The following is a 21,048-nucleotide window of genomic DNA, read 5'->3' on the forward strand; positions in this document are numbered from 1 at the left end:
GCGGAACTTGCCTAGCCCTTCCAGTCGCGGGCCACGGGTGGGGCCAGGCGTAGGAGGTCCACCGCCCGTGCGGCGATCTGGTCGACCACGGCGTCCAGGCTTTCCGGGTGCAGGTAGAAGGCGGGCACCGGGGGCAGAATGATGCCGCCCATCTCGGTGACCGACGTCATGTTCCTGAGATGCGCGAGTGTCAGGGGCGCCTCGCGGGTGAGCAACACCAGTGGTCGGCGTTCCTTTAGTTGAACGCCGGCGGCCCGCGTCAGCAGGTTGTCGTCCAGCCCACTCGCGATGGCTGCCAGTGACCGCATCGAGCAGGGCGCGATGATCATGCCCGCCACCGGCGCCGAGCCAGAGGCAATGGTTGCGCCGATATTACTGCGTGCGTGCAAGGTGCCCATGGCGGTCAGGGTGTCGAACGCCTCCGGCCCGCATTCCTCGGCCAAAGTGCGTTCAGCGGCGGCAGAGACCACAAGGTCGATCTCCACGCCCAGTTTCGCCAGGTGCCGCCCGCAGGCCAGCGCCAATGCAGCGCCCGAGGCCCCGGCGACGCCCAAAACGACGCGCGCGCTCATGCCAGCCCCCGTTTTGCCAACAGCTCGGTAGCAAAGGCCGCATCCTCGGGCGCGGTTTTCATCACCGTGCCCCATTCACGGCTGGTCTCGGCCCCCAGCTTGGTGGTGGCATCAATGCCGATCTTGCCAGCCAGCCCCGGCTCGGGCGAGGCAAAGTCGAGGTAATCCATCGGCGTGTTCTCCAACATCATCACATCGCGCGACGGGTCCATGCGCGTGGCCAGCGCCCAGGCGATGTCATCCCAATTGCGCGGGTCGATGTCATCATCGACCACCACGATCATCTTTGTATAGCTGAACTGCGGCAGCATGCCCCACAGCCCCATCATCACCCGCCGCGCCTGACCCGGGTAGCGTTTGTTGATCGAGATCACCGCCATTCGGTAGCTGCAGGCGGCGGGCGGCAGCCAGAGGTCGCGGATTTCCGGCATCTGGTCGCGGATCACCGGCAGGGCCAGCTGGTTGAACACCTCGCCGATGATGGCGGGCTCATCCGGCGGGCGACCGGTGTAGGTGGACAGATAGAGTGGGTTTTCCCGCGTGGTCAGCGCGCTGACGGTCATGACCGGGAAAGGCTCGGCCGGGTTGTAATATCCGGTGTGGTCGCCGAAGGGGCCTTCGGGGGCGGTCTCAGCCGGATCCACCCAGCCTTCAATGATCATCTCGGCGTCCGCAGGCACCATCAGGGGTACGGTCTTGGCGGGCACCAGCCGGGGCCGCGCGCCGGAGAAGACACCGGCGAAGGTCAGCTCCGACACGGTTTCGGGCAGGGGTAGGGCGGCGGACAGCAGCGTTGCGGGATCGGCGCCCAGCACGATGGCCACGGGCATCTTCTCGCCCGCGGCCTGCCAGCTCCGGTGATGGGCGGCACCACCGCGATGCTCCAACCAGCGCATGATGATCTTGTCGCGCCCGATCACCTGCGCACGGTAGACCCCGGCGTTGTAGCGGTTGACGTCGGCGGCATCCGACCCATGCGGTCGGGTCAGCACGACAGGCCAAGTGATCAGCGGCCCGGCGTCCCCCGGCCAATGGGTCTGGATCGGCACGCGGGCCAGGTCCGGCGTTTCATCCACCACCTGCTGCACCGGCGCCTTGCGCACAATCTTGGCGCGGGTCGACAGCGCCGCCTTCAACATCGGCCAGCGTGACAGCGCATCGCGCATGCCCTCGGGCGGTGTCGGCGCGCGCAATGCGGCCAGGAAGGCGCCAAGATCGTCGAGCCCGTCAAGCCCCACGCCCAGCCCGGCGGCCACACGCTCCGTGGTGCCGAAGAGGTTGACCACCACCGGGGCCTCCGACTGCGCGCCATCCGCCAGGATCGGGGTATCGAAGCGCAAGACCGGCCCGCCCGCCTCCAGCACCTGCCGGTGCACGGCGGTCATCTGGTGTTTCACCTCCACCGGATCAGGCAGCGCGGCCAGCTCGCCACGCGCTTCGGCCCAGTCCAGGAAGGCGCGCAGGGTGGGGAAGGGGGGCAGGCTGCGCATGCGGGCTCCTTTCGCGACAACCTCTGCGCCATATCATGCGCGCCCTTGCAAAAATTGATCATCGTCAAGTCGCGCGGTTTGAAAGCCGGTAGGACAGGTCGGACGCAGGGCCGCCAAACACGGCCCCGTCCGCGCTTGAAAGGACCCCGTCTTGCACGATCACGCTGTCGAGCTTCCCCGTTTCCCGCGCCTGCCTGCACTGGCCCTGAGGGGCCTGCCGCTGGCGCCCCTGTCCCTGACCCTGTCGGCCTTCGCCCGCCGGATGGCCACGCGCCACCCTTCGATGTTCCGCCGCTTGGGAGACCACGCCAAGGCGCGCTTCGTGCTGGACCCGACGGACCTGCCCATCTGCATGGCGCTGGAGCCCGCTGAAGGCCGCCCGCGTGTGCAGCTTTCCCGCGCGCCGCTGGAGGGGGACGCGCGCATCGCGGGCCCGCTCGCCGCTCTTCTGGGCATGGTGCACGGCGCCTATGACGGCGACGCGCTGTTCTTTTCACGCGATCTGGTGATCGAGGGGGACACGGCCGCTGTTCTGGCCCTGCGCAATGCCATGGACAATGCCGAACTGGACCTGGCCGCCGAGGCCGAGGCGATCTCGGGCCCCCTGGGTGCCCGCGTGCGCCGCCTGATCGACTTTGCTGAACGCAGAACCGGCGTGGCCCTGTCGCGCCAGGAGGACATGTACGAATGGTAATGGAAATCGTCTGCCCCGCTGGCACGCCCGCTTCGCTTCGGGCCGCTGTGAAGGCCGGGGCGCACACGGTCTATTGCGGCTTTGCCGACGAGACAAACGCGCGTAACTTCCCAGGGCTGAACTTCGACCGCGAGGAAATGCGCGAGGGCGTCAAATTCGCCCATGACCACGGCGCCAAGGTGCTGGTGGCGATCAACACCTATCCCCGTGCGGGCGCCGAGGCCCTGTGGCATCGCGCCGTGGCCGATGCGGAACGCTGTGGCGTGGATGCGGTGATCCTGGCCGACCTGGGGCTGCTGGCCTACGCCGCCAAGAACCACCCCGGGCTGCGCCGTCACCTGTCCGTGCAGGCCGCCGCCGCCAATGCCGACATGCTGAACTTCTACGCCAGCGAGTTCGGCGTGAAACGCGTGGTCCTGCCGCGCGTCCTGTCCGTGCCTGAAATCGCTGCCATCAACGCGGAAACCGAGGTCGAGACCGAGGTTTTCGTCTTCGGCGGCCTCTGCGTGATGGCGGAAGGCCGCTGCTCGCTGTCCTCCTATGCCACCGGGGAAAGCCCGAACATGAACGGCGTCTGCTCGCCCGCCAGCCATGTGGAATACCAGGAAGACCAGGGCGCGTTGTCGGCCAAGCTGGGCGGTTATGTGATCCACCAGGTGGGCAAAGATGAACCCGCGCCCTATCCGACGCTCTGCAAGGGCTGTTTCAGTGCGGGCAAGGAAACCGGCCACCTGTTCGAGGACCCCGTCAGCCTGAACGCCGAGAAACTGATCCCGGCGCTTGCCAAGGCCGGGGTCACCGCGCTGAAAATCGAAGGGCGCCAGCGCTCGCGCAGCTATGTGGCCCAGGTGGTCAAGAACTTCCGCGCCGCCGTGGATGCCCAGGCCGAAGGCCGCCCGCTGCCGGAGGGCATGCTGGCCCGCCTCACCGAAGGCCAGGCCGCCACCACCGGCGCCTACAAGAAGACCTGGAGGTAACGCGTATGGAACTCACGCTTGGAGCCAACCAGTTCTTTTGGAAAGCCGACGACTGGACCGCCTTTTATGACCAGATGGCCGACGCCCCCGTCGACCGCGTCGTGCTGGGCGAGCTTGTCTGTTCGAAACGCATGCCCTTCTATCAGGACCGTATCCCGGCCGCGGTCGAAACGCTGATGGCGGCGGGCAAGCAGGTCTGCCTGACCTCGCTCGCGTTGATCACGCTGAAACGCGAACGCAAGGCGATGGCGGAACTGGCTGAGGCGGGTGTGGAGGTCGAAGTGAACGACCTCACCGCGCTGGCCTATCTGCCCGAAGGCGCGGCGTTTTCCGTCGGTCCGTTGGTCAATGTCTACAACGAGGGCACGCTGGCCTGGCTGGCAGATCGTGGCGCCACCCGCATCTGCATCCCGCCGGAACTGCCGCTGTCTTCCGTCGCGACCCTGGCTGCCGAGGGCACCGCACGCGGTGTGACAATTGAGGTCTGGGCCCACGGTCGCCTGCCTCTGGCGATCTCCGGCCGTTGCTACCACGCCCGCCTGCACAAGCGCACCAAAGACAACTGTCAATTCGCCTGCGAGGATGACCCGGACGGGCTGTCGGTGAAGACGATGGAGGATCAGCCCTTCCTCGCCATGAACGGCGTGCAGACCCTGTCGGACAGCTGCGCCTCGATGGCGCTGCAGTACGAGGCCCTAAAGGACGCCGGCGTCACCGCCCTGCGCCTATCGCCGCAAACGGGCGATTTCATGGGTGTCTGCACCGCCTGGGCCGACCGTGTGGCCGGGCGGCTCGATGGTGACGCCCTGGCCGACCGGCTTGAAGGGCTGGTGGAGGGCATGCGACTTTCCGACGGTTTCCTTACCGGCGCGCGTGGGGCAGACTGGTCCGCGCGTGACGAAAGGAAGACTGCATGAGAATTGCGACCCTGACCGCCGAAGGGCGGGGTGAAACCGACCGCCTGCTGGCGGAGCTGGCCGAGACCCTGATCGCCGAGGGCGTGAACGCCGCCGGGATCGTCAAGCACATGGCGCATGAAAGCCAGTTCGACAATGGCTGCGACATGCATGTGCGGGTGCTGCCGGACGGGCCGGTGATCCCGATCACCCAGGCGCTGGGCGCGGGGTCGGACGCCTGCCGTCTGGACCCTGCGGGCATCGCCGCGTCCGTGGCGGCGGTCGAGGGCGGGGACCTGGCCAATGCCGACCTGATGATCCTCAACAAGTTCGGGCCCGAAGAGGCCGAAGGGCGCGGCTTCCGCACCGCCATCGCCACGGCGCTTGAGGCGGGTGTGCCGGTCCTGGTGGGCCTTGGCCTGGGCGCGCAGACCCGCGCAGCCTTCGAGGAGTTCACCGCCGGAATGGCCGAAGCCCTGCCTGCTGACGCGCAGGCCCTGGCCGCCTGGTGCCGTGCCGGGCGCGCTTGACGCGGATCAAGGAAAAGGCGGCCCGAGGCGTGTAAACCGCCTCTACTGTGCCGTACCCCATCGGTACGTTGGTTTTCTGCATCGAGGTTCGATGACCGATCCGAAACACCCCTGCGCCCTGTGCCGGTTCAAACAGGACAGCCTGTGGCAACCGGTCGAAGGCAGCCCCCTGTCCACCCTCGCGCGTGGTTTCGTACGCCGTGACCTCGCGGCAGGCGAGGTCGTGTTCAGCCAGGGCACGCCCAGCACCGGTGTCTATTGCGTCTCGCGCGGGCTCATCGCCCTGCGCGCCTTTGCGCCTGATGGCCGCTCGCACCTCTTGCGCCTGGCCTATCCCGGCGAGCTGATCGGCTACCGCGCCTTCCTGACTGGGCGCGAGCACCGGACCGAGGCGCAGGCGCTTCTGCCCTCGCGGGTCTGCACCGTGGCCGCCCGAGACGCCAGGCAGATCATCCGCGCGACGCCCCAGGTGATGGAACGCCTGGCGACCCGCTGCGCGGATGAGCTCGACAGCTACCAGGATCGCCTGCAGGCCGCGGCCACCCGGTCCAACCGTGACCGCCTGCACGCCTTGTTGGAACAGATGATGGAGGCCCACGGCGCCGAGGTGGACGGCGCGCGTCAGATGCGCCTGCCGATCTCGCGTCAGGACATTTCCGACATGTTGGGCATCCAGCCCGAGACACTGTCGCGCCTACTCAAGCGTCTGGCCGACGAGGGGCTGGCGCAGTGTTCCGGCCGACGGGTCACCATGCCCTTGGAGAGCGCCTTGCAGCGGCTTCTGTACGCACGGGGCTGAGCCCGGGCGTCACTCCGCTGCGCGCGGCAGACGGATGTCGGCGCTGCGGGCGTGACCCTCCATCCCTTCGAGCCGACTGATCCGTGCCGTGGTGCCCGCAAGCGCCGGCAGCGCCTCTGGCGTGCTGCGCTGCCAGGTCACTGTCTTGGTGAATTTATGTACTGACAGGCCGCCGGTATAGCGCGCCGCGCCGGAGGTCGGCAGCACGTGGTTCGGGCCTGATACCTTGTCGCCGAAGGCCACGGTTGTCTCCGCCCCCAGGAACAGCGAGCCATAGGCCGTGAGGCGCCCCAGCCACCAGTCCAGATCGGCGGCCTGCACATGCAGGTGCTCGGGGGCGTAGCGGTCGGCGACCTGGGCCATTTCCTCGGCCGTGTCGCACAGCACCACCTCGGCCCGGTCCGCCCAGGCCGCGCGCGCGGCTGCGGCGTTGGGTTCTGGCAGGGTCTCGGCCAGCATTGGCGCGCGGGCCAACACGTGCTCGGCCAGGGCACGGGACGTGGTGACCAGCCAGACCGGGCTGTCCGGCCCGTGTTCGGCCTGGCCGATCAGGTCCCAGGCCACGGTCTCCGGGTCGGCGGTTTCGTCGGCAATCACCAGGCTGTCGGTGGGCCCCGCGAACATGTCGATCCCGACCCGCCCGAACAGTGCGCGCTTTGCCTCCGCCACGTAGGCATTGCCCGGGCCGCAGAGGATATCGGCCTCGGGCAGGCCGAACAGCCCGTTCGCCATCGCTGCAATCGCCTGCACGCCGCCCAGTGTCAGGATCGCATCGGCCCCGGCCAGGTCCATGGCAAAGACGATCGCGTCGGGCAGCCCGCCGTCGCGTGGCGGCGATGCCGCGGTGATGTGGCCCACGCCCGCCACCTTCGCCGTGGTGATCGTCATCAACGCCGAGGCCACGTGGCTATACCGCCCCCCCGGCACATAACAGCCCGCCGCCGCCACCGGGATCTGCCGCTGCCCTGCCCAGTGTCCCGGCAACAGCTCGACCTCGCAATCCTGCACCGTCGCCATCTGCGCCTCGGCAAAGCGGCGGATGTTGTCATGGGCAAATCGAATGTCGTTCTGCAACGCTTGGGGCACCCGCGCGCAGGCGGCCCGGCGGGCGTCTTCGGACAGGATCATGTCGCCCTGCCAGCCATCCAGTCGCCGGGCGTAGTCGCGCACGGCCGCTTCGCCCTCGGCCTCGATCCGGGCCAGCATGAGACGCACCTGGTCGCGCAGGTCGCTGTTTTCCTCGGGCGGGCGTGGCGTGGCGCGTTTGAGATAGGTGATCATGGGGCCTCCTTCAGGCGGGCGTGGCTGGGGTCGTGGGGGCAGGGGGGAATGACGATGGCGGGCACGTTCTCGCCGATCAGGTCGAGCGTCAGAGTGGTCCCCGGTGCAGCAAGGTCCGGGCGGAGGAAGGCCATGGCCAGGTTCAGACCGGTGCGGTGGCCGAAAGCGCCTGCGGTGACGGTGCCGACCACCTGGCCGTCCAGCTCGACCGAGCTGCCGGGATGGGCGGGGATGTCGCCGTGGATCTGCAGGGTGACCAGGCGGCGGGTGGGCTGGCGCGCCGCCAGGGCCTTTTTGCCTATGAAATCCAGCTTGTCGGTGACGAAACGATCCAGTCCGGTTTCATACGGATCGAACTCGGTCAGAAGCTCGGATTTCCAGTGCAGAAAGCCCTTTTCCAGCCGCATGCTTTCCACCGCGCGGGCGCCGAACAAGGTCAGGCCATGCGCCTCCCCCGCTCTTCGCAATGTGGTCCAGGCAGAGGCGGCGTATTGGGTTTCGACATGGATTTCAAAGGCAGGTTCGCCGGAGAAGCTGACGGCCATGACCACGGCAGGGGCGATGCCGATGTAACCTTCGCGGACAGACAGCCAAGGAAATGCGCTGGCGGACCAGTCGTCCCGGCTCACCTCCGCCAGAACCCCGCGGGCTTTTGGCCCGGCGAGCAACAAGATCGTATGGCTGCCGGTAAGATCGCGGATCTGCACGTCTTCGTCTGCGTGGATATGGGCCAGGAGCCAATCCATGTCGTGTCGCTCCGCCGCGGCCGCCGCGCCATACCAGAAGCGACCATCGGGCAGGGCGGCGATCGTCGCTTCGCTATTGACGCAGCCATGGTGATTGAGCAGGTAGGTCAGCGACACGCGGCCCTCCCGCGAGGGCAGGCGAGACGGGGTCATGCGGTCAAGGAACCCGCGCACATCCGCGCCGGTGAGCTCATAGCGGGTAAAGCCGTTCACCTCGGTCAGGCCGACGCCGGTCTGTACCCCGGCAACCTCGGCAGCGACCAGATCTTCGACCGGACTTTTGCGGAATGTGTGCGGTTCGGTAAAACCTGGCGAAGGCTTGAAATAGTCCACCCGCTCCCAGCCGTTCGCCACGGTGAACGCGGCGCCCTCAGCCGCCAGCAGGGGCGTGATCGGCGTGGTGCGCGCGGGTCGCCCGGCGGGGCGGTGTTCATGCGGGTAGTGGAAGCGGAACTCGTTCTGGTAATCCTCCACCGCCTTCAGCGCGGTCAGTTCGGTGTTGCAATGCGGACCAAAGCGACGCGGGTCGATCACCCAGGTGTCCAGCTCCGCCTCGCCATGTACGATCTGTTGCGCCAGCAGCCAGCCGTGCCCGCCGCCTTCGCCCAGCCCGGCGCGCAGACCTATGATGCAGAAGGCGTTGCGCTTGCCGGGGATCGGCCCGACCAGGGGCGCGCCGTCGATTGTATAGGTGATCGGCCCGTTCACCACCGTATGGATGCCGACTTCGGCCAGAGCGGGCATGCGGTCGATCGCGCCTTCAAGCACATCCGTCACCCGGTCCAGATCATCGGGGCAGAGCGCATTGGCAAAGCCCGGGTCGATCCCGTCCATGCCCCAGGTGCGGCAATCCTGTTCATAGAACCCGACCAGCAGCCCGTTTTTCTCCTGTCGCGAATAGAAGTCGCTGATCGGGCAGCGGATCAGAGGCATGCGGCGCCCGGCCTCGCGGATGGCGGGGATTTCCTCGGTCAGGAAATACTGATGCTCCATCGAGGCGACGGGGTGATGTACCCCCATCATCGCACCGACCTCGTTGACGCGGTAGCCGCAGGCGTTGACCACGATCTCAGCCCGGATGTCGCCCTTGGGTGTGTGCACCGTCCAGCTGTGATCCCTGTGCTGGGTGAGGCCCGTGACCGGCGTGTGGCGGTGCACCTCGGCCCCGGCCTTGCGGGCGCGCCGGGCCAGGGCCTGACACAGCTGTGCCGGGTCGATATCGCCGTCCAGCGGATCCCAGAGCCCGCCCAGCAGATCTCCTGTCGCCAACAGAGGATGGCGGCGTGCGCATTCCTCCGCATCGATCACCTCGAACTCCACGCCCATGCCCCGCGCCATGGAGGCGAAATGGCGATAGCCGTCCATCTGCTCGGGCCGGTTGGCGAGCCGGATGCCGCCGGTGCCGTGGTGGTAGTTGATCGGGTAATCGGGATCGTCAGCCAGTTCCTTGTAGAGCCGGATCGAATGGCTTTTCAGCCCGACCATGGTCTGGGTCATGCCGAAATTGGTCACCTGCGCCGCGCTGTGCCAGGTGGTGCCGCTGGTCAGTTCGTCGCGTTCCAGAAGCATCACATCACTCCACCCTTCCTGTGTCAGGTGGTAGAGCGTGGAACATCCGGCAATGCCGCCGCCGATCACGACGACGCGAGTCTGAGTTTTCATACGGGCACCCGTGGGAGTTGCCTTCCAATCAGGGCATGGTGGCGCGGTGGGTCAACGCACGTTTTATGAATTCGATAAAATCGAAGATTATATGGGATGATATTCGAAAATCCCGGTTAATGCAGCAGCTCGAAACCCTCCGCCAGCCAGGGCTCGCGGTCGATCACCGGGGTGATGATGTGGCGGGCCAGAAGCTCGCTCAGCTGCCCATGCACAAGGTCGACCAAGGCGGCCACGTGGACCTCGCCCGCAAAGAGCGACAGGGTGCGCGCAAAGCCTTTGCCGGGGAATGGGTGCAGGGCGATGCGGTCGTGAAAGCGGGCGGCGCGGGCAAAGCTGGTGGGCGTTGTGATGGCCCAGCCCTGGCCCTCGGCCACCATGCCCATGAGGCTCTGGTTGCTTTCCAGTTCGAACCGGTTGGGCAGCGTAACGCGCAGGCGGCGCAGCTGGGCTTCAATTAGCCGTCCGATGATCTGGGTCTGGGCATATCGCAGCAGGGGGCGGTCTGTCCGGTCCGCCAGATGCGCAGCCGCGGTCTCAGAAGCTGACCGGGGCAGGGCGATCACGAAAGGGTCGCGCAGCAGCGGGAATTCGACCAATCCGCCGCTGCCGCCCGGCGGGCGCGTGGCCACGCCCATGTCGATGCGCCGGTCCTTCAGCAGCTGCAGGATGTCATGGCTGGGGCGGGTGAAATGGCGAAAGCTGCAGACGGGCAGGGTGCGCGCCAACGTGTGGGCCAGTTCCGGCGCGACCTGGCTGTCGAAATCCTCGATCAGACCTAAGCGTAGGCTGGCAGTTTCGGCCAGCTGGCCAGAAGCCACCGCAGCCTCGCCCCGTTGAAGCAGGCTCAACGCTTCGTCCACATGGCGCAGGAACTGTTCACCCGCCGGGGTCAGGACCATCGGGCGGCGGCCATGATCCAGCAGAGCGCAGCCTAGACTGTCTTCGAGCCGCTTGAGGTGGTGCGAGACGGTGCTGACCGAAAGACCCAGAGCCTCTGCCGCGCCCTGGATCGAGCCGCCGCGTGCGGTGTGCTGAAAGATCTCCAGTGCATTGAGGCTGAGCCGTGAGCGTTGCATATCCTCTCCATCACATCGCGGTTTTTCGCAGGCTAACGCAGTTTCGCCCCCTTATGTTCGAAAAACTCGAAACGGGTATTTTCTGGTGGGCGGCTGCGCGCTATGGCTGGGTCAGGCTGACAGGAGGTCCATCATGGCGGAATTGCTGTTTCCCGCACCTGAAGTGCGCACGGTGCCGGTCGAAGGCACCGAAGCGCTCTACCCGGTGCATCGCATCTTCTGCGTTGGGCGCAACTATGCCGCCCATGCCGCCGAAATGGGGGCGGAAGTGGACCGCGAGGCGCCATTCTATTTCACCAAGAGCCTGAGCGCGCTGGCACTGTCGGGTCAGGTGCAGCCCTATCCGCCAGGCACGTCGGACTATCACCACGAGGTCGAACTGGCCGTGGCACTGGGCGCGGGCGGGTTTCGCGTGTCGGTGGACGAGGCCGGGGCGATGGTCTTTGGCTACGCCGCCGCGTTGGACATGACCCGGCGTGACCTGCAGGCACGGGCGAAGGACAAGCGGCGGCCCTGGGACCTGGGTAAGGATGTCGAGGGCTCGGCAGTGCTGGCCCCATTGACTCGGGCGGATGACTTTGCGCCCGGCACACAGCGCATCCACCTCGCGGTAAATGGCGAAACCCGGCAGGACGGACGGCTGGACGAGATGGTGCATTCGGTGCCCGAGATCATCGCCGACCTGTCGCTCTACTATCATCTGCGCGCGGGAGACGTGATCCTGACCGGCACCCCGGCCGGGGTCGGGTCGGTCACCCCCGGAGATCGCCTGACCGGCGGGGTCGAGGGGCTTCAGCCGATTTCGCTGACGCTTGGCCCCGCGTTGTGAGGCTTGGGGTGTATCACCGCCCCGCCGAGCGCCCGGAAACCTGAGAGAAACAGGCAGATTGCGACTCGAGGTCGCAGCAATGTGGCGGGGTTTCGCCGACACTCCGGCATACTGCACGCGCAGGAATGAGTTGATTCGCCGCCGTAATGCCCATACTCTTCGTTGAAATGACGTCAAAGTGCCTCATGTCCAAGCAGATCGACAGCCGAATCTGGCCCGTTGCCACGCCTTGACCAAAGCGGTTGTTTCCCCGCTAACAACGCGCCTATTTTCCTCCATCCGCGGGGAGAGGTGAGTCTTGTCCTTGAAAACAAGACCGGCCCCGCGCTCTGGACACATGACAAGGGAGTCTCGTTCATGAACTTTTCCACCAAAGCCCTTCTGCTGGCCTCGGCCTTTGCGCTGACCAGCCCGGCCTTCGCCGCTGGCACCCACCCCGTGACCGGCGAGCCGCTGGCCGACGATCAGACCTTCACCTACCGCGTGCTGGACGAGCATACTTCGGTTGATCCGCAGATCGTCGAGGACGTGACCGGTTCCGAGATTGTGCGCGACCTGTTCGAAGGGCTTTACAACCAGGATGCCGACGGCAACCTGGAGCCGGGCGTGGCGCTGTCGCATACCGTGAACGACGACAACACTGTCTACACCTTTACCCTGCGCCCCGACGCCAAATGGTCGGACGGCAAGCCAGTCACCGCTGGTGACTTCGTCTATGCGTGGCGCCGCCTGGCCGACCCGACCACCGCTTCGGCCTACCAGTGGTATGTCGAGGTCATGAACCTCAAGAACGCCGCCGGTGTCATGGCCGGTGAGATGGGCCTTGAAGAACTGGGTGTGAAAGCCATCGACGACCACACCCTGGAAGTCACCCTGGAAAGCCCGATGCCCTATTTCGCGCTGACCACCACCCACACTTCGACCTTCCCCGCCCCCGCCTGGGCGATCGAGGCCCATGGGTCGGACTGGATCAAGCCGGGCAACATCGTCGTGAACGGCGCCTATACCCTCACCGCGCATGTGCCGAACGAACGCTCTGTGCGTGAGCGCAACGCGATGTACTGGAACAACGACGCCACCATCATCGACAAGGTCGTCGCCCTGGTCATCAACGACGAGAACGTCGCGTTGACCCGCTACATGGCTGGTGAGCTGGACCGCACCGAGATCCCCGCCGGTCAATACCCGTCGCTGAAAGAAGCGCACCCGGACGAGGCAACCGTCTTCCCGCGCCTGTGTTCCTACTACTACACGATCAACGTGTCGGATAACGCGCCCGAGTTCCTGAAGGACGTTCGCGTGCGCCAGGCCCTGTCGCTGGCCGTTGACCGCGACATCATTGTCGAGAAGGTTCTGCAAAGCGGTGAGTTCCCGGCCTATACCTTTACCCCGGCCGCCACGGCGAACTTCCAGGTTCCGGCGGTCGAGATTGCGGGCATGACCCAGGCCGAACGCAACGCGCGCGCGGCCGAGCTGTTGGCCGAAGCTGGTTATGACAAGTCGAACCCGCTGGAGATCGACCTGATCTACAACACCTCGGAAGCCCACAAGAAGGTCGCCATCGCGATTGCCCAAATGTGGAAGCAGACCCTGGGTGTGAAGGTCACCATGTCGAACCAGGAATGGAAAACCTTCCTGGAGACCCGCGGCAACCAGGACTACGAAATCGCGCGTGCCGGTTGGTGTGGCGACTACAACGAAGCCTCGACCTTCCTGGACCTGGTCCAGTCGGGCTCGGGCTACAACGACGCGAAATATGCGAGCGCTGAAGTGGATGCGCTGCTGGCCGAAGCCAAGACCATGGCCGACCCGCAAGCCAACTACACCAAGATCGAGGAAATCATAGCCGTCGATATGCCGCTGATCCCGATCTACCACTACACCGGCAAGTTCATGATCGCCTCGGACCTGGAAAACTGGCCGATCAAGAACGTCGAGCAGAACTGGTATTCGCGCAACCTGTACAAGATTGCCGAATGATCTGACCTGAAACCGGGCATCGCGTGTACTCCACGCGGTGCCCCTTCGCCTTCCCGGAGAGCGCGCGCCCCGACGCGCCGCCCCCAGACACAAGGCCCGAGACCCTATGTTCAACTTCATCCTTCGCCGGGTTGCCGTGGCAATCCCGACGCTGCTGATCCTGCTGGTGGCGTCCTTCTGGCTCATGCAGACGGCCCCAGGTGGCCCCTTCACCTCGGAACGCCCGCTGCCGCAGCAGGTTCTAGACAACATCAACGCGAAATACGGCCTGGACGACCCGCTGTGGACGCAGCTGTGGAACTACCTGGTCGGCATCTTCACTGAATTCGACTTCGGCCCCTCCTACAAATACAAGGACCGCACGGTGAACGACATCATCGCGCAGGGTTTCCCGGTTACGCTGACCTATGGCGTGATCTCCTTCCTGGTGGCCGTGATCGTTGGTGGCGCGCTGGGCGTGGCCGCGGCCATTCGCCAGAACAGCTGGCTGGATTATTTCGCCGTGGGCGTGACCATCGGCGCCCAAGTGCTGCCGAACTTCGTTATGGGTCCGATCCTGATCCTGGTCTTTACCCTCTGGCTTGGCTGGCTGCCTGGTGGTGGCTGGAACGGCGGGCAGTGGGACCACATCATCCTGCCGGTCATTGCGCTGTCGACCTCCTACATGGCCTCGATCGCGCGCCTGACGCGCTCGTCTATGCTGGAAGTGCTGCGGTCGAACTTCATCCGCACCGCCCGCGCCAAAGGCCTGCCGGACCGCACCATCATCCTGCGCCACGCGCTGAAGCCGTCGCTTCTGCCAGTGATCTCCTACCTCGGCCCGGCCTTCGTGGGCATGGTCACGGGATCCTTCATCATCGACGCGATCTTCGGCACCGGCGGCATCGGCTATTTCTATGTCAACTCGGCCTTCAACCGCGACTATGCGGTGATGATGGGGCTGACGATCCTTCTGGGCTCGATGACGATCCTGTTCAACATGGTGATCGATATCCTCTACGCCTGGATCGATCCGAAGATCCGGCTGTGAGGAGGGTGAAATGACTGACAAACTCGCACAACCCTTCTCGCAGAAGCGCACCGCCGAACTGGCCGAGAACCTCTCGGCCGGCGGCGAGGTCAAGGGGCGTTCCCTCTGGGCCGACGCGCGCCGCCGCTTTGTCGCGAACCGCGCCGCCATGGCCTCGGTCGTGGTGCTGGCACTGATCTTCGCCTTCTCACTCTTCGGCGACTACCTGACGCAATTCGACAACGAGACCATCGACTGGGACGTCATGGGTTCGGTCAAGGAGCTGGGTGCGCCGTCGCTGGCAAACGGCCACTGGTTCGGCTTCGATGAAAGCGGGCGTGACCTTTACGCCCGCGTGGTGCAGGGCAGCCGTATCTCGCTGTCGGTCGGCCTGGTCGGCGCCTTCATCGCCGTGATGGTCGGCACGCTTTATGGCTCCGTCGCGGGCTTCGTTGGCGGCCGTGTGGATGGCATCATGATGCGCTTCGTCGATATCTTCATGTCGATCCCTTACATGTTCGTGCTGATCCTGCTGCTGGTGGTCTTCGGGCGCTCGATCTCGATGCTCTTCGTGGGTATCGGCCTGACCGCCTGGCTCGACATGAGCCGCATCGTGCGGGGCCAGACCCTGTCCTTGAAGAACCGCGAATTCGTCGAGGCCGCCGTGGCCATCGGCGTGCCCACCCACCGCATCATCCTGCGCCATATCGTGCCCAACCTTCTGGGCGTGGTGGTGGTCTATGCCACCCTGCTGGTGCCGCAGATGATCCTGACGGAAAGCTTCATTTCCTTCCTGGGCCTGGGTGTTCAGGAACCGGATACAAGCTGGGGGGCGCTGATCGCAGAAGGGGTGAAAAGCATGAACTACGGAACGCTCTGGCAGCTCATGTTCCCGCTCTTTTTCTTCGTGATCACGATCTTCTGTTTCTTCTTCATCGGGGACGGTCTGCGCGATGCGCTCGACCCCAAGGATCGCTGAGGTTTGACGATGGCACTTCTTGAAGTCCGTGACCTGAGCGTCACATTCGACACCCCCGATGGCACCGTGACCGCGGTGGACCGGATCAGCTTCGACCTGCGTCGCGGCGAGACCCTGGGCATCGTCGGCGAAAGCGGGTCGGGCAAGAGCCAGACTGTGTTCGCCATGATGGGCCTCCTGGCCCAGAACGGTCGCGCGGGCGGTTCGGTGAAACTGGACGGGCAGGAGATCCTGAACGCCCCGTTGCCGATCCTGAACTCGATCCGCGCGGAACGTATCGCGATGATCTTCCAGGATCCGATGACCTGCCTAAACCCGTACCTAAAGGTTTCCGACCAGATGGCCGAGGTGTTGCAACTGCACAAGGGCATGTCCAAGCGGGATGCGGTGAAGGAAAGCGTGCGCATGCTGGATGCGGTGCGCATTCCCGAGGCCAAGAAACGTGTGAACATGTATCCGCACGAGTTTTCGGGCGGGATGCGCCAGCGGGTCATGATCGCCATGTCGCTTCTGTGCAAGCCCGACATCCTGATCGCGGACGAGCCCACCACGGCGCTCGACGTGACCGTGCAGGCGCAGATCATGACACTGATGGCCGACCTCCAGCAGGAGTTCGGCATGGCCATTGTGCTGATCACCCACGACCTGGGCGTCGTGGCGGGATCCTGCAAGGAGACCCTGGTCATGTATGGCGGGCAGCAGATGGAATATGGCACCACCGAGGGCCTGTTCGAACTGCCGACCCATCCCTACACCATGGGTCTCTTGAAGGCGGTGCCGCGTCTGGATGTGGAAAGCACGGAATTGGCCACCATCCCGGGCAGCCCGCCCAACATGATGAACATGCCCCATGGCTGCCCGTTCGAACCGCGCTGCGGCTTTTCGGACGAGACCTGCCTGCATCACCGACCGGCCCTGGCCGGTGTGCCGGGGCGCGAGGTGCGCCGCCGGGCCTGTCACCGTGTGCTGGAGGAGTTGAGCAATGACTGAGCAATCCCCCCTTCTGACCGTTCGCGATCTGAAGGTCTGGTTCGACGTGAAACGCGCCGGCGCCATGCCCTGGACGCCGGTCGACAAGCTCAAGGCCGTGGATGGCGTGAGCTTCGACCTGAAGCCGGGCGAGACCCTGGGCATCGTCGGTGAAAGCGGCTGTGGCAAGTCCACGCTGGCGCGCGCCGTCATGCGCATGGTCCCGACCGAGGCGGGCAGGGCGCTGTGGCTGGGGCAGGACCTGCTGGAAATGTCCAAGCGGGAAATGCGCGCGCATCGCAAGGAAATGCAGATGATCTTCCAGGATCCTCTGGCCTCGCTTGATCCGCGCATGACCATCGGCCAGATCGTTGCCGAACCGCTCAAGACCCATTTCCCGGGGCTTTCGGCATCCGAGGTCAAGGACCGTGTGCGCGAGGTGCTGGACCGGGTCGGCATCCTGCCCAACATGATCAACCGCTACCCGCACGAGTTCTCGGGCGGGCAGTGTCAGCGTATCGGCATCGCCCGTGCGCTGATCGTGAAGCCCAAGCTGATCATCTGTGACGAACCCGTCTCGGCGCTCGACGTGTCGATCCAGGCGCAGGTCATCAACTTGCTGATGGAGTTGCAGGAGGAACTGGGGCTCAGCCTGATCTTCATCGCCCATGACCTGAGCGTGGTGAAACATATCTCGGACCGGGTCATGGTGCTGTACCTGGGCAATGTGGCCGAGATTTCGGAAAGTGGGCAGCTCTACAAATCCCCCGGACATCCGTACACCGAGGCGCTGATCTCGGCGGTGCCGATCCCGGACCCGCAGGCGGAACGCGAGAAGGAGGTCATGCTGCTGGACCGCGACCTGCCGTCGCCGCTGAACCCGCCCTCGGGCTGTGTGTTCCGCACGCGATGTCCGATTGCCGAAGAGCGCTGCGGGCAGTCCAAGCCACCGCTCAAGGATCTGGGCAACGGACAACAGGTCGCCTGCCACCTTCGCTGACATCGAAGCCGCCCCTCGGGGCGGCTTTTCTTTTGCGCGCGCCCGAAAGGTGTCGAATCAAAACATGTGCATTTTCTAGGTGAATTCATGAATGCTGCGCTTGAAATTCCAAGCGTGCCGCTTTCGACTTCCCCGAGTCGTGTTTGAGCAGAATGCCATAAAATCCTAAGAAAATCGCAATATGCGATAAGGTGGTGCTCAGAAATAGCGAGCGTTCAGTTCCTTTTCTGCGCAAAATAATGCCTAAAATCTTGCGCGACATGCTTTCGCTGTGTAGGGGACGAGCATGCTGTCACTCCGGGCGGGTCGCCTTCGCCCCGGCAGCGCAAGGAACCGGGCGCCTTTTGTGCGCCCATTGAGGAGGAGACATCATGAACTTCACGACCATCACCCGCCGCGCCGTCCTGGGTGCGATGACCGGTGCGCTGGCCTTCGGCGCCATGGCCACCGCCGCCAGCGCCGAGACCGTGCGCCTGCGCTTCCACACCTTCTACGGCACCGAAATCGACCCGATCGCCGACAAGTTCAAGGACTATGTCAAGGAAGCCTCGGGCGGGTCGCTGCGCATCCAGTACTTCCGCGGTGGTGAGCTGGTGGCCTCCGACCAGTTCGCCGATGCGGTTGCCAAGGGCACCCTGGACATTGTGCACGGCCACGGTGGTTACTGGTCCGGCCAGGTCGATATCGGCAACATCGAAGCCGGTTTGCCGGGCGCCTGGACCTCGGTCGAGGAAGCCAAGGCCCTGTTCGGTTCGGACGAGATGCAGTCGATCCTGACCGAAGCCTATGCCGAAGCCGACACCGTCTTCCTCGGCAAGGGTTACGGCCACAACTACGACCTGCTGACCAAGGAACCGGTGACCTCGCTGGCCGATCTGCAGACCCGCAAGATCCGCGCCACCTCGAACGTCGCCAAGGTGCTGGACCACTTCGGTATCCCGACCGTCTATCTGCCCGCGCAGGAGCTGTATATCGGCATGTCGACCGGCGTGATCGACGGTGCCATCTACGGCGGCCCGGTGGAATACGAGCAGCTGAAACTGCACGAGACCGCCACCCACTACACCTTCATGAACATGCTGATGCCCGGCTGGACCGAAACCTTCCTCGCCAACCCGGCCAAGTGGGAAGCCCTGTCCGACGAGCACAAGCAGATCCTGTCGGACGGTATCGCCATGTTCGCCGATGACATCCACAACTGGTTGGCCGAAGGCAACGAGGGCGTGGCCGAAGGCACTTTCGAATACGCCACCCTGCCGGAAGCGGACTCGGCTGAGATCACCGTTGCCGCCCAGGGCGTCTGGCAGGAAGAGGCCGCCCGTTCGGCGCGCAACCAGGCCATGATCGACGTGCTGATCGCCAACGCGAAGGCGCAGGGTCGCCTGCAATAATGAAGCTGGTGACAAGATATCTTGTCCTCCAGGATGGCCTGTCCGACTTTGTCGGGCGGGCCATTTCGTGGTTGACGCTGGCGATGATCGGCGTGCTCATGCTGGAAATCGTGGCGCGCTATTTTCTCAACGCGCCGACGATCTGGGCTCATGAGACCTCGACCATGCTCTACGGTGCCTTCTGCATGCTGGCGGGCGGCTACACGCTGCGCCATCGTGGCCATGTGCGGTCCGAGGTCATCTATGGCCTGATGCATCCGCGCGTGAAGGCCGCCTGTGACGTCCTGGTCTACACGCTGGGCCTCGTCGTGCTGGGCGTGTTCCTGAAACTGGCCGTGGAGTTCGCCGCCCATTCCTGGGAGGTGCGCGAATATTCCAACAAGTCGATCTGGCAACCGGTGGTCTATCCGATCAAGACGGTGATCCCGATCGCGGTCGCGCTGGTGATCCTGCAGAACATCGCCGAATGGCTGCGGTCGCTTCTGACCATGCTGGGGATCGAGTTCGTCGATCCACGCCAGTCTTCGGTCGAGAGCGACATCGACCCCGAGCTCCTGGACAAGGCGCAAGGCGAGACGCCGAAAGGCTGACAACAACGGACGGGCGACGCGGGCGTCGTCCGGGGGAGGGAAACTCATGGCCGAACTCGATCCGCTGACGATCACGGCAATCATGTTCCTGTCGATGCTGGCCCTGATGGCGTTGGGTGCGCCGCTGGCCTGGGCATTGACGATTTCGGGCGTCGGCAGCGCCTATGTGCTCTGGGGGCCGGGCGGCCTGGACCTGCTGGTCAGCTCGACCTATTCGGCGATGGACAACTTCCTGCTGGTTGCCCTGCCGCTCTTCATCTTCATGGGGCTGGTGCTGCAAAGGTCGGGCATAACCGATGACCTGTTCGAGATGATCCACAAGCTGATGGGCGGCGTGCCCGGAGGTCTGGGGATCGGCACGGTCATCATCTGTGCGCTGATTGCCGCCATGGCGGGCGTGTCGGGCGCGGCCACGGTGTCCCTGGGCATCATCGCGCTGCCCGCCATGCTGAACCGGGGCTATGACAAGAAACTGGTGACCGGCACGATCATGGCCGGGGGTGCGCTGGGCTTCCTGATCCCGCCGTCCGTGCTGATGATCATCTATGCCTTCCTCAGCCGCGACTCTGTCGGTAAGCTCTTTGCTGCCGGTCTGATGCCGGGGCTGATGCTGGCGGGGATCTACATGCTTTATGTGCTGACCCGCTGCCGCATCAACCCGGAGCTCGGCCCGCCCGCGCCGCCGGAGGAACGCTTCTCGGGCATCGAGAAGTTGAAATCCCTGCGCCACCTGATCGCGCCGGGCCTGCTGATCACCACCGTGCTGGGCTGCATCATCGGCGGCGTGACCTCACCGTCGGAGGCCTCGGCCATCGGTGCCTTCGGCGCCCTGGTGATCGCCGCGCTGCATGGGCGGGTGAATTGGGACATGATGCGTTACGTCATGCTGACCACGACCAAGCTCATGGGCATGCTGATGTGGATCACCATCGCCGCCGTGTTCTTTTCGAAGATCTACGTCGGCCTTGGCGCGGGCATGATCGTTGGCGAGGTGATCGAGGATTTCGACCTGCCGCCGATGATGGTCATCGTGGCGATGCTGGCGACCTATTTCATCCTGGGCATGTTCCTGGATGATTTCGCCATCGTCTTCATCACCGTACCGCTCTTCGTGCCGATCGTGCGCGAGATGGGCTTCGATACGACCTGGTTTGCCGTGCTGTTCATCCTGTCGATGCAGTCGGCCTATCTGACGCCGCCCTTCGGCTACAACCTGTTCTACATGCGCTCGGTCGCGCCGCCAGAGATCACCATCGGCGACATCTACAAGGCAGCCTTGCCCTTCGTGGCGTTGCAGATCATCGGGCTGGGGCTGGTCGTGGCCTTCCCGCAGATCGCGCTCTGGCTGCCGAGCCTCTTGTTCTGAAACGAAAAACGGCGCCTGCGTAGGGCGCCGTATCTTCCGGGTTTTCTCCCCGACTTAGGGCCGCCTTTCCCCAAGGCGGCCCTCTTTTTTACGGTGCAACCCTCGCACCGCGAAGCGGGGCGGCGCCCGTTCGTCGGGGCTTTCGCCGCCCCACTGGGGCGACGGTCCCCTCCTCATCCCCACGGGAGGGCGCAATGCGACGTTTCAAC

20 protein-coding genes are annotated in these 21,048 nt (G+C 64.9%); 14 read left to right on the top strand and 6 right to left on the bottom strand.

Annotated elements, in window-relative coordinates; all coding sequences use genetic code 11:
- Positions 1-11: 11 nt before the first annotated feature.
- A complete protein-coding gene (locus ACO07D_RS11900) occupies positions 12-572 on the bottom strand; it encodes a UbiX family flavin prenyltransferase (RefSeq protein ID WP_421703161.1) in 561 nt (186 codons plus the stop codon).
- On the bottom strand, positions 569-2,062 hold the full coding sequence (locus ACO07D_RS11905) for a UbiD family decarboxylase (protein WP_421703162.1): 1,494 nt from the start codon (positions 2,060-2,062) through the stop codon (positions 569-571). The genes ACO07D_RS11900 and ACO07D_RS11905 overlap by 4 nt, the downstream gene beginning before the upstream one ends.
- A 151-nt stretch (positions 2,063-2,213) precedes the next feature.
- Here ACO07D_RS11905 and ubiT point away from each other — a divergent pair, with 151 nt between their 5' ends.
- From ubiT to ACO07D_RS11930, 5 genes are all read left to right on the top strand, one after another.
- Positions 2,214-2,756, top strand: a complete 543-nt coding sequence (ubiT, locus tag ACO07D_RS11910; RefSeq protein WP_421703163.1) for a ubiquinone anaerobic biosynthesis accessory factor UbiT — start codon at positions 2,214-2,216, stop codon at positions 2,754-2,756.
- Complete coding sequence (gene ubiU / locus ACO07D_RS11915) at positions 2,756-3,733, top strand: ubiquinone anaerobic biosynthesis protein UbiU (protein ID WP_421705024.1); 978 nt, start codon at positions 2,756-2,758, stop codon at positions 3,731-3,733. The genes ubiT and ubiU overlap by 1 nt, the downstream gene beginning before the upstream one ends.
- Before the next feature lie 5 nt (positions 3,734-3,738).
- Positions 3,739-4,650 (top strand): ubiquinone anaerobic biosynthesis protein UbiV, encoded by a 912-nt coding sequence (ubiV, locus tag ACO07D_RS11920; RefSeq protein WP_421703164.1) that lies wholly within the window; start codon positions 3,739-3,741, stop codon positions 4,648-4,650.
- Positions 4,647-5,159 carry a DUF2478 domain-containing protein gene (locus tag ACO07D_RS11925; protein WP_421703165.1) on the top strand — a complete coding sequence of 171 codons (513 nt, stop codon included), beginning with the start codon at positions 4,647-4,649 and terminating at the stop codon, positions 5,157-5,159. The genes ubiV and ACO07D_RS11925 overlap by 4 nt, the downstream gene beginning before the upstream one ends.
- 91 nt (positions 5,160-5,250) lie before the next feature.
- On the top strand, positions 5,251-5,958 hold the full coding sequence (locus tag ACO07D_RS11930; RefSeq protein ID WP_421703166.1) for a Crp/Fnr family transcriptional regulator: 708 nt from the start codon (positions 5,251-5,253) through the stop codon (positions 5,956-5,958).
- A gap of 9 nt (positions 5,959-5,967) precedes the next feature.
- Here the strand turns inward: ACO07D_RS11930 and hisD are convergent, their stop codons facing one another.
- The 3 genes from hisD to ACO07D_RS11945 all read right to left on the bottom strand — a co-directional run bounded on the left by hisD (position 5,968) and on the right by ACO07D_RS11945 (position 10,726).
- Entirely contained in the window at positions 5,968-7,239 is a 1,272-nt protein-coding gene (gene hisD, locus ACO07D_RS11935) for a histidinol dehydrogenase (protein ID WP_421703167.1), read from the bottom strand.
- The gene (locus tag ACO07D_RS11940) at positions 7,236-9,647 is read right to left on the bottom strand and encodes a GcvT family protein (protein ID WP_421703168.1); all 2,412 of its coding nucleotides are present in this window, start codon (positions 9,645-9,647) and stop codon (positions 7,236-7,238) included. Before ACO07D_RS11940 ends, hisD begins: the two co-directional genes overlap by 4 nt.
- Positions 9,648-9,763: 116 nt before the next feature.
- On the bottom strand, positions 9,764-10,726 hold the full coding sequence (locus ACO07D_RS11945; RefSeq protein WP_421703169.1) for a LysR family transcriptional regulator: 963 nt from the start codon (positions 10,724-10,726) through the stop codon (positions 9,764-9,766).
- Between the two features lie 133 nt (positions 10,727-10,859).
- Between ACO07D_RS11945 and ACO07D_RS11950 the strand changes: the two genes are divergently transcribed.
- The 6 genes from ACO07D_RS11950 (at position 10,860) to oppF (ending at position 17,492) form a co-directional block, all read left to right on the top strand.
- Positions 10,860-11,555, top strand: coding sequence for a fumarylacetoacetate hydrolase family protein (locus ACO07D_RS11950; protein ID WP_421703170.1), 696 nt, complete (start codon positions 10,860-10,862; stop codon positions 11,553-11,555).
- A 357-nt stretch (positions 11,556-11,912) separates the two neighbouring features.
- Positions 11,913-13,535, top strand: a complete 1,623-nt coding sequence (locus ACO07D_RS11955; protein ID WP_421703171.1) for a peptide ABC transporter substrate-binding protein — start codon at positions 11,913-11,915, stop codon at positions 13,533-13,535.
- Between the two features lie 106 nt (positions 13,536-13,641).
- Positions 13,642-14,565: an oligopeptide ABC transporter permease OppB gene (gene oppB / locus ACO07D_RS11960; protein ID WP_421703172.1), complete on the top strand. Its 924-nt coding sequence runs from the start codon at positions 13,642-13,644 to the stop codon at positions 14,563-14,565.
- Between the two features lie 10 nt (positions 14,566-14,575).
- On the top strand, positions 14,576-15,523 hold the full coding sequence (locus ACO07D_RS11965) for an ABC transporter permease subunit (RefSeq protein WP_421703173.1): 948 nt from the start codon (positions 14,576-14,578) through the stop codon (positions 15,521-15,523).
- Positions 15,524-15,532: 9 nt separating this feature from the next.
- On the top strand, positions 15,533-16,513 hold the full coding sequence (locus ACO07D_RS11970; protein ID WP_421703174.1) for an oligopeptide/dipeptide ABC transporter ATP-binding protein: 981 nt from the start codon (positions 15,533-15,535) through the stop codon (positions 16,511-16,513).
- Positions 16,506-17,492 carry a murein tripeptide/oligopeptide ABC transporter ATP binding protein OppF gene (oppF, locus tag ACO07D_RS11975; RefSeq protein WP_421703175.1) on the top strand — a complete coding sequence of 329 codons (987 nt, stop codon included), beginning with the start codon at positions 16,506-16,508 and terminating at the stop codon, positions 17,490-17,492. Before ACO07D_RS11970 ends, oppF begins: the two co-directional genes overlap by 8 nt.
- Positions 17,493-17,577: 85 nt before the next feature.
- Here oppF and ACO07D_RS11980 read toward each other — a convergent pair whose 3' ends face one another.
- Complete coding sequence (locus tag ACO07D_RS11980) at positions 17,578-17,754, bottom strand: hypothetical protein (protein ID WP_421703176.1); 177 nt, start codon at positions 17,752-17,754, stop codon at positions 17,578-17,580.
- A 109-nt stretch (positions 17,755-17,863) separates the two neighbouring features.
- Between ACO07D_RS11980 and dctP the strand changes: the two genes are divergently transcribed.
- From dctP to ACO07D_RS11995, 3 genes are read left to right on the top strand one after another with little or no spacing between them, the layout of a single operon-like run.
- A complete protein-coding gene (dctP, locus tag ACO07D_RS11985; RefSeq protein WP_421703177.1) occupies positions 17,864-18,883 on the top strand; it encodes a TRAP transporter substrate-binding protein DctP in 1,020 nt (339 codons plus the stop codon).
- On the top strand, positions 18,883-19,473 hold the full coding sequence (locus ACO07D_RS11990) for a TRAP transporter small permease subunit (protein ID WP_421703178.1): 591 nt from the start codon (positions 18,883-18,885) through the stop codon (positions 19,471-19,473). Before dctP ends, ACO07D_RS11990 begins: the two co-directional genes overlap by 1 nt.
- 46 nt (positions 19,474-19,519) lie before the next feature.
- Positions 19,520-20,839, top strand: coding sequence for a TRAP transporter large permease (locus ACO07D_RS11995; protein ID WP_421703179.1), 1,320 nt, complete (start codon positions 19,520-19,522; stop codon positions 20,837-20,839).
- Positions 20,840-21,048: the final 209 nt, after the last annotated feature.

This window comes from Aliiroseovarius sp. (genome assembly GCF_965228805.1).
Taxonomy (GTDB): domain Bacteria; phylum Pseudomonadota; class Alphaproteobacteria; order Rhodobacterales; family Rhodobacteraceae; genus JASBTN01.

Bases quoted from the DNA above. Each gene is read 5' to 3' on its own strand.
- oppF (WP_421703175.1), top strand. From the start codon at position 16,506: ATGACTGAGCAATCCCCCCTTCTGACCGTTCGCGATCTGAAGGTCTGG.
- ACO07D_RS11970 (WP_421703174.1), top strand. From the start codon at position 15,533: ATGGCACTTCTTGAAGTCCGTGACCTGAGCGTCACATTCGACACCCCC.
- ACO07D_RS11945 (WP_421703169.1), bottom strand. From the start codon at position 10,726: ATGCAACGCTCACGGCTCAGCCTCAATGCACTGGAGATCTTTCAGCAC.
- ACO07D_RS11950 (WP_421703170.1), top strand. From the start codon at position 10,860: ATGGCGGAATTGCTGTTTCCCGCACCTGAAGTGCGCACGGTGCCGGTC.
- hisD (WP_421703167.1), bottom strand. From the start codon at position 7,239: ATGATCACCTATCTCAAACGCGCCACGCCACGCCCGCCCGAGGAAAAC.
- dctP (WP_421703177.1), top strand. From the start codon at position 17,864: ATGAACTTCACGACCATCACCCGCCGCGCCGTCCTGGGTGCGATGACC.
- ubiU (WP_421705024.1), top strand. From the start codon at position 2,756: ATGGAAATCGTCTGCCCCGCTGGCACGCCCGCTTCGCTTCGGGCCGCT.
- ACO07D_RS11930 (WP_421703166.1), top strand. From the start codon at position 5,251: ATGACCGATCCGAAACACCCCTGCGCCCTGTGCCGGTTCAAACAGGAC.
- ACO07D_RS11990 (WP_421703178.1), top strand. From the start codon at position 18,883: ATGAAGCTGGTGACAAGATATCTTGTCCTCCAGGATGGCCTGTCCGAC.
- ACO07D_RS11905 (WP_421703162.1), bottom strand. From the start codon at position 2,062: ATGCGCAGCCTGCCCCCCTTCCCCACCCTGCGCGCCTTCCTGGACTGG.
- ACO07D_RS11925 (WP_421703165.1), top strand. From the start codon at position 4,647: ATGAGAATTGCGACCCTGACCGCCGAAGGGCGGGGTGAAACCGACCGC.
- ACO07D_RS11980 (WP_421703176.1), bottom strand. From the start codon at position 17,754: ATGTCGCGCAAGATTTTAGGCATTATTTTGCGCAGAAAAGGAACTGAA.
- ACO07D_RS11965 (WP_421703173.1), top strand. From the start codon at position 14,576: ATGACTGACAAACTCGCACAACCCTTCTCGCAGAAGCGCACCGCCGAA.
- oppB (WP_421703172.1), top strand. From the start codon at position 13,642: ATGTTCAACTTCATCCTTCGCCGGGTTGCCGTGGCAATCCCGACGCTG.
- ubiV (WP_421703164.1), top strand. From the start codon at position 3,739: ATGGAACTCACGCTTGGAGCCAACCAGTTCTTTTGGAAAGCCGACGAC.
- ACO07D_RS11955 (WP_421703171.1), top strand. From the start codon at position 11,913: ATGAACTTTTCCACCAAAGCCCTTCTGCTGGCCTCGGCCTTTGCGCTG.
- ACO07D_RS11940 (WP_421703168.1), bottom strand. From the start codon at position 9,647: ATGAAAACTCAGACTCGCGTCGTCGTGATCGGCGGCGGCATTGCCGGA.
- ACO07D_RS11995 (WP_421703179.1), top strand. From the start codon at position 19,520: ATGGCCGAACTCGATCCGCTGACGATCACGGCAATCATGTTCCTGTCG.
- ACO07D_RS11900 (WP_421703161.1), bottom strand. From the start codon at position 572: ATGAGCGCGCGCGTCGTTTTGGGCGTCGCCGGGGCCTCGGGCGCTGCA.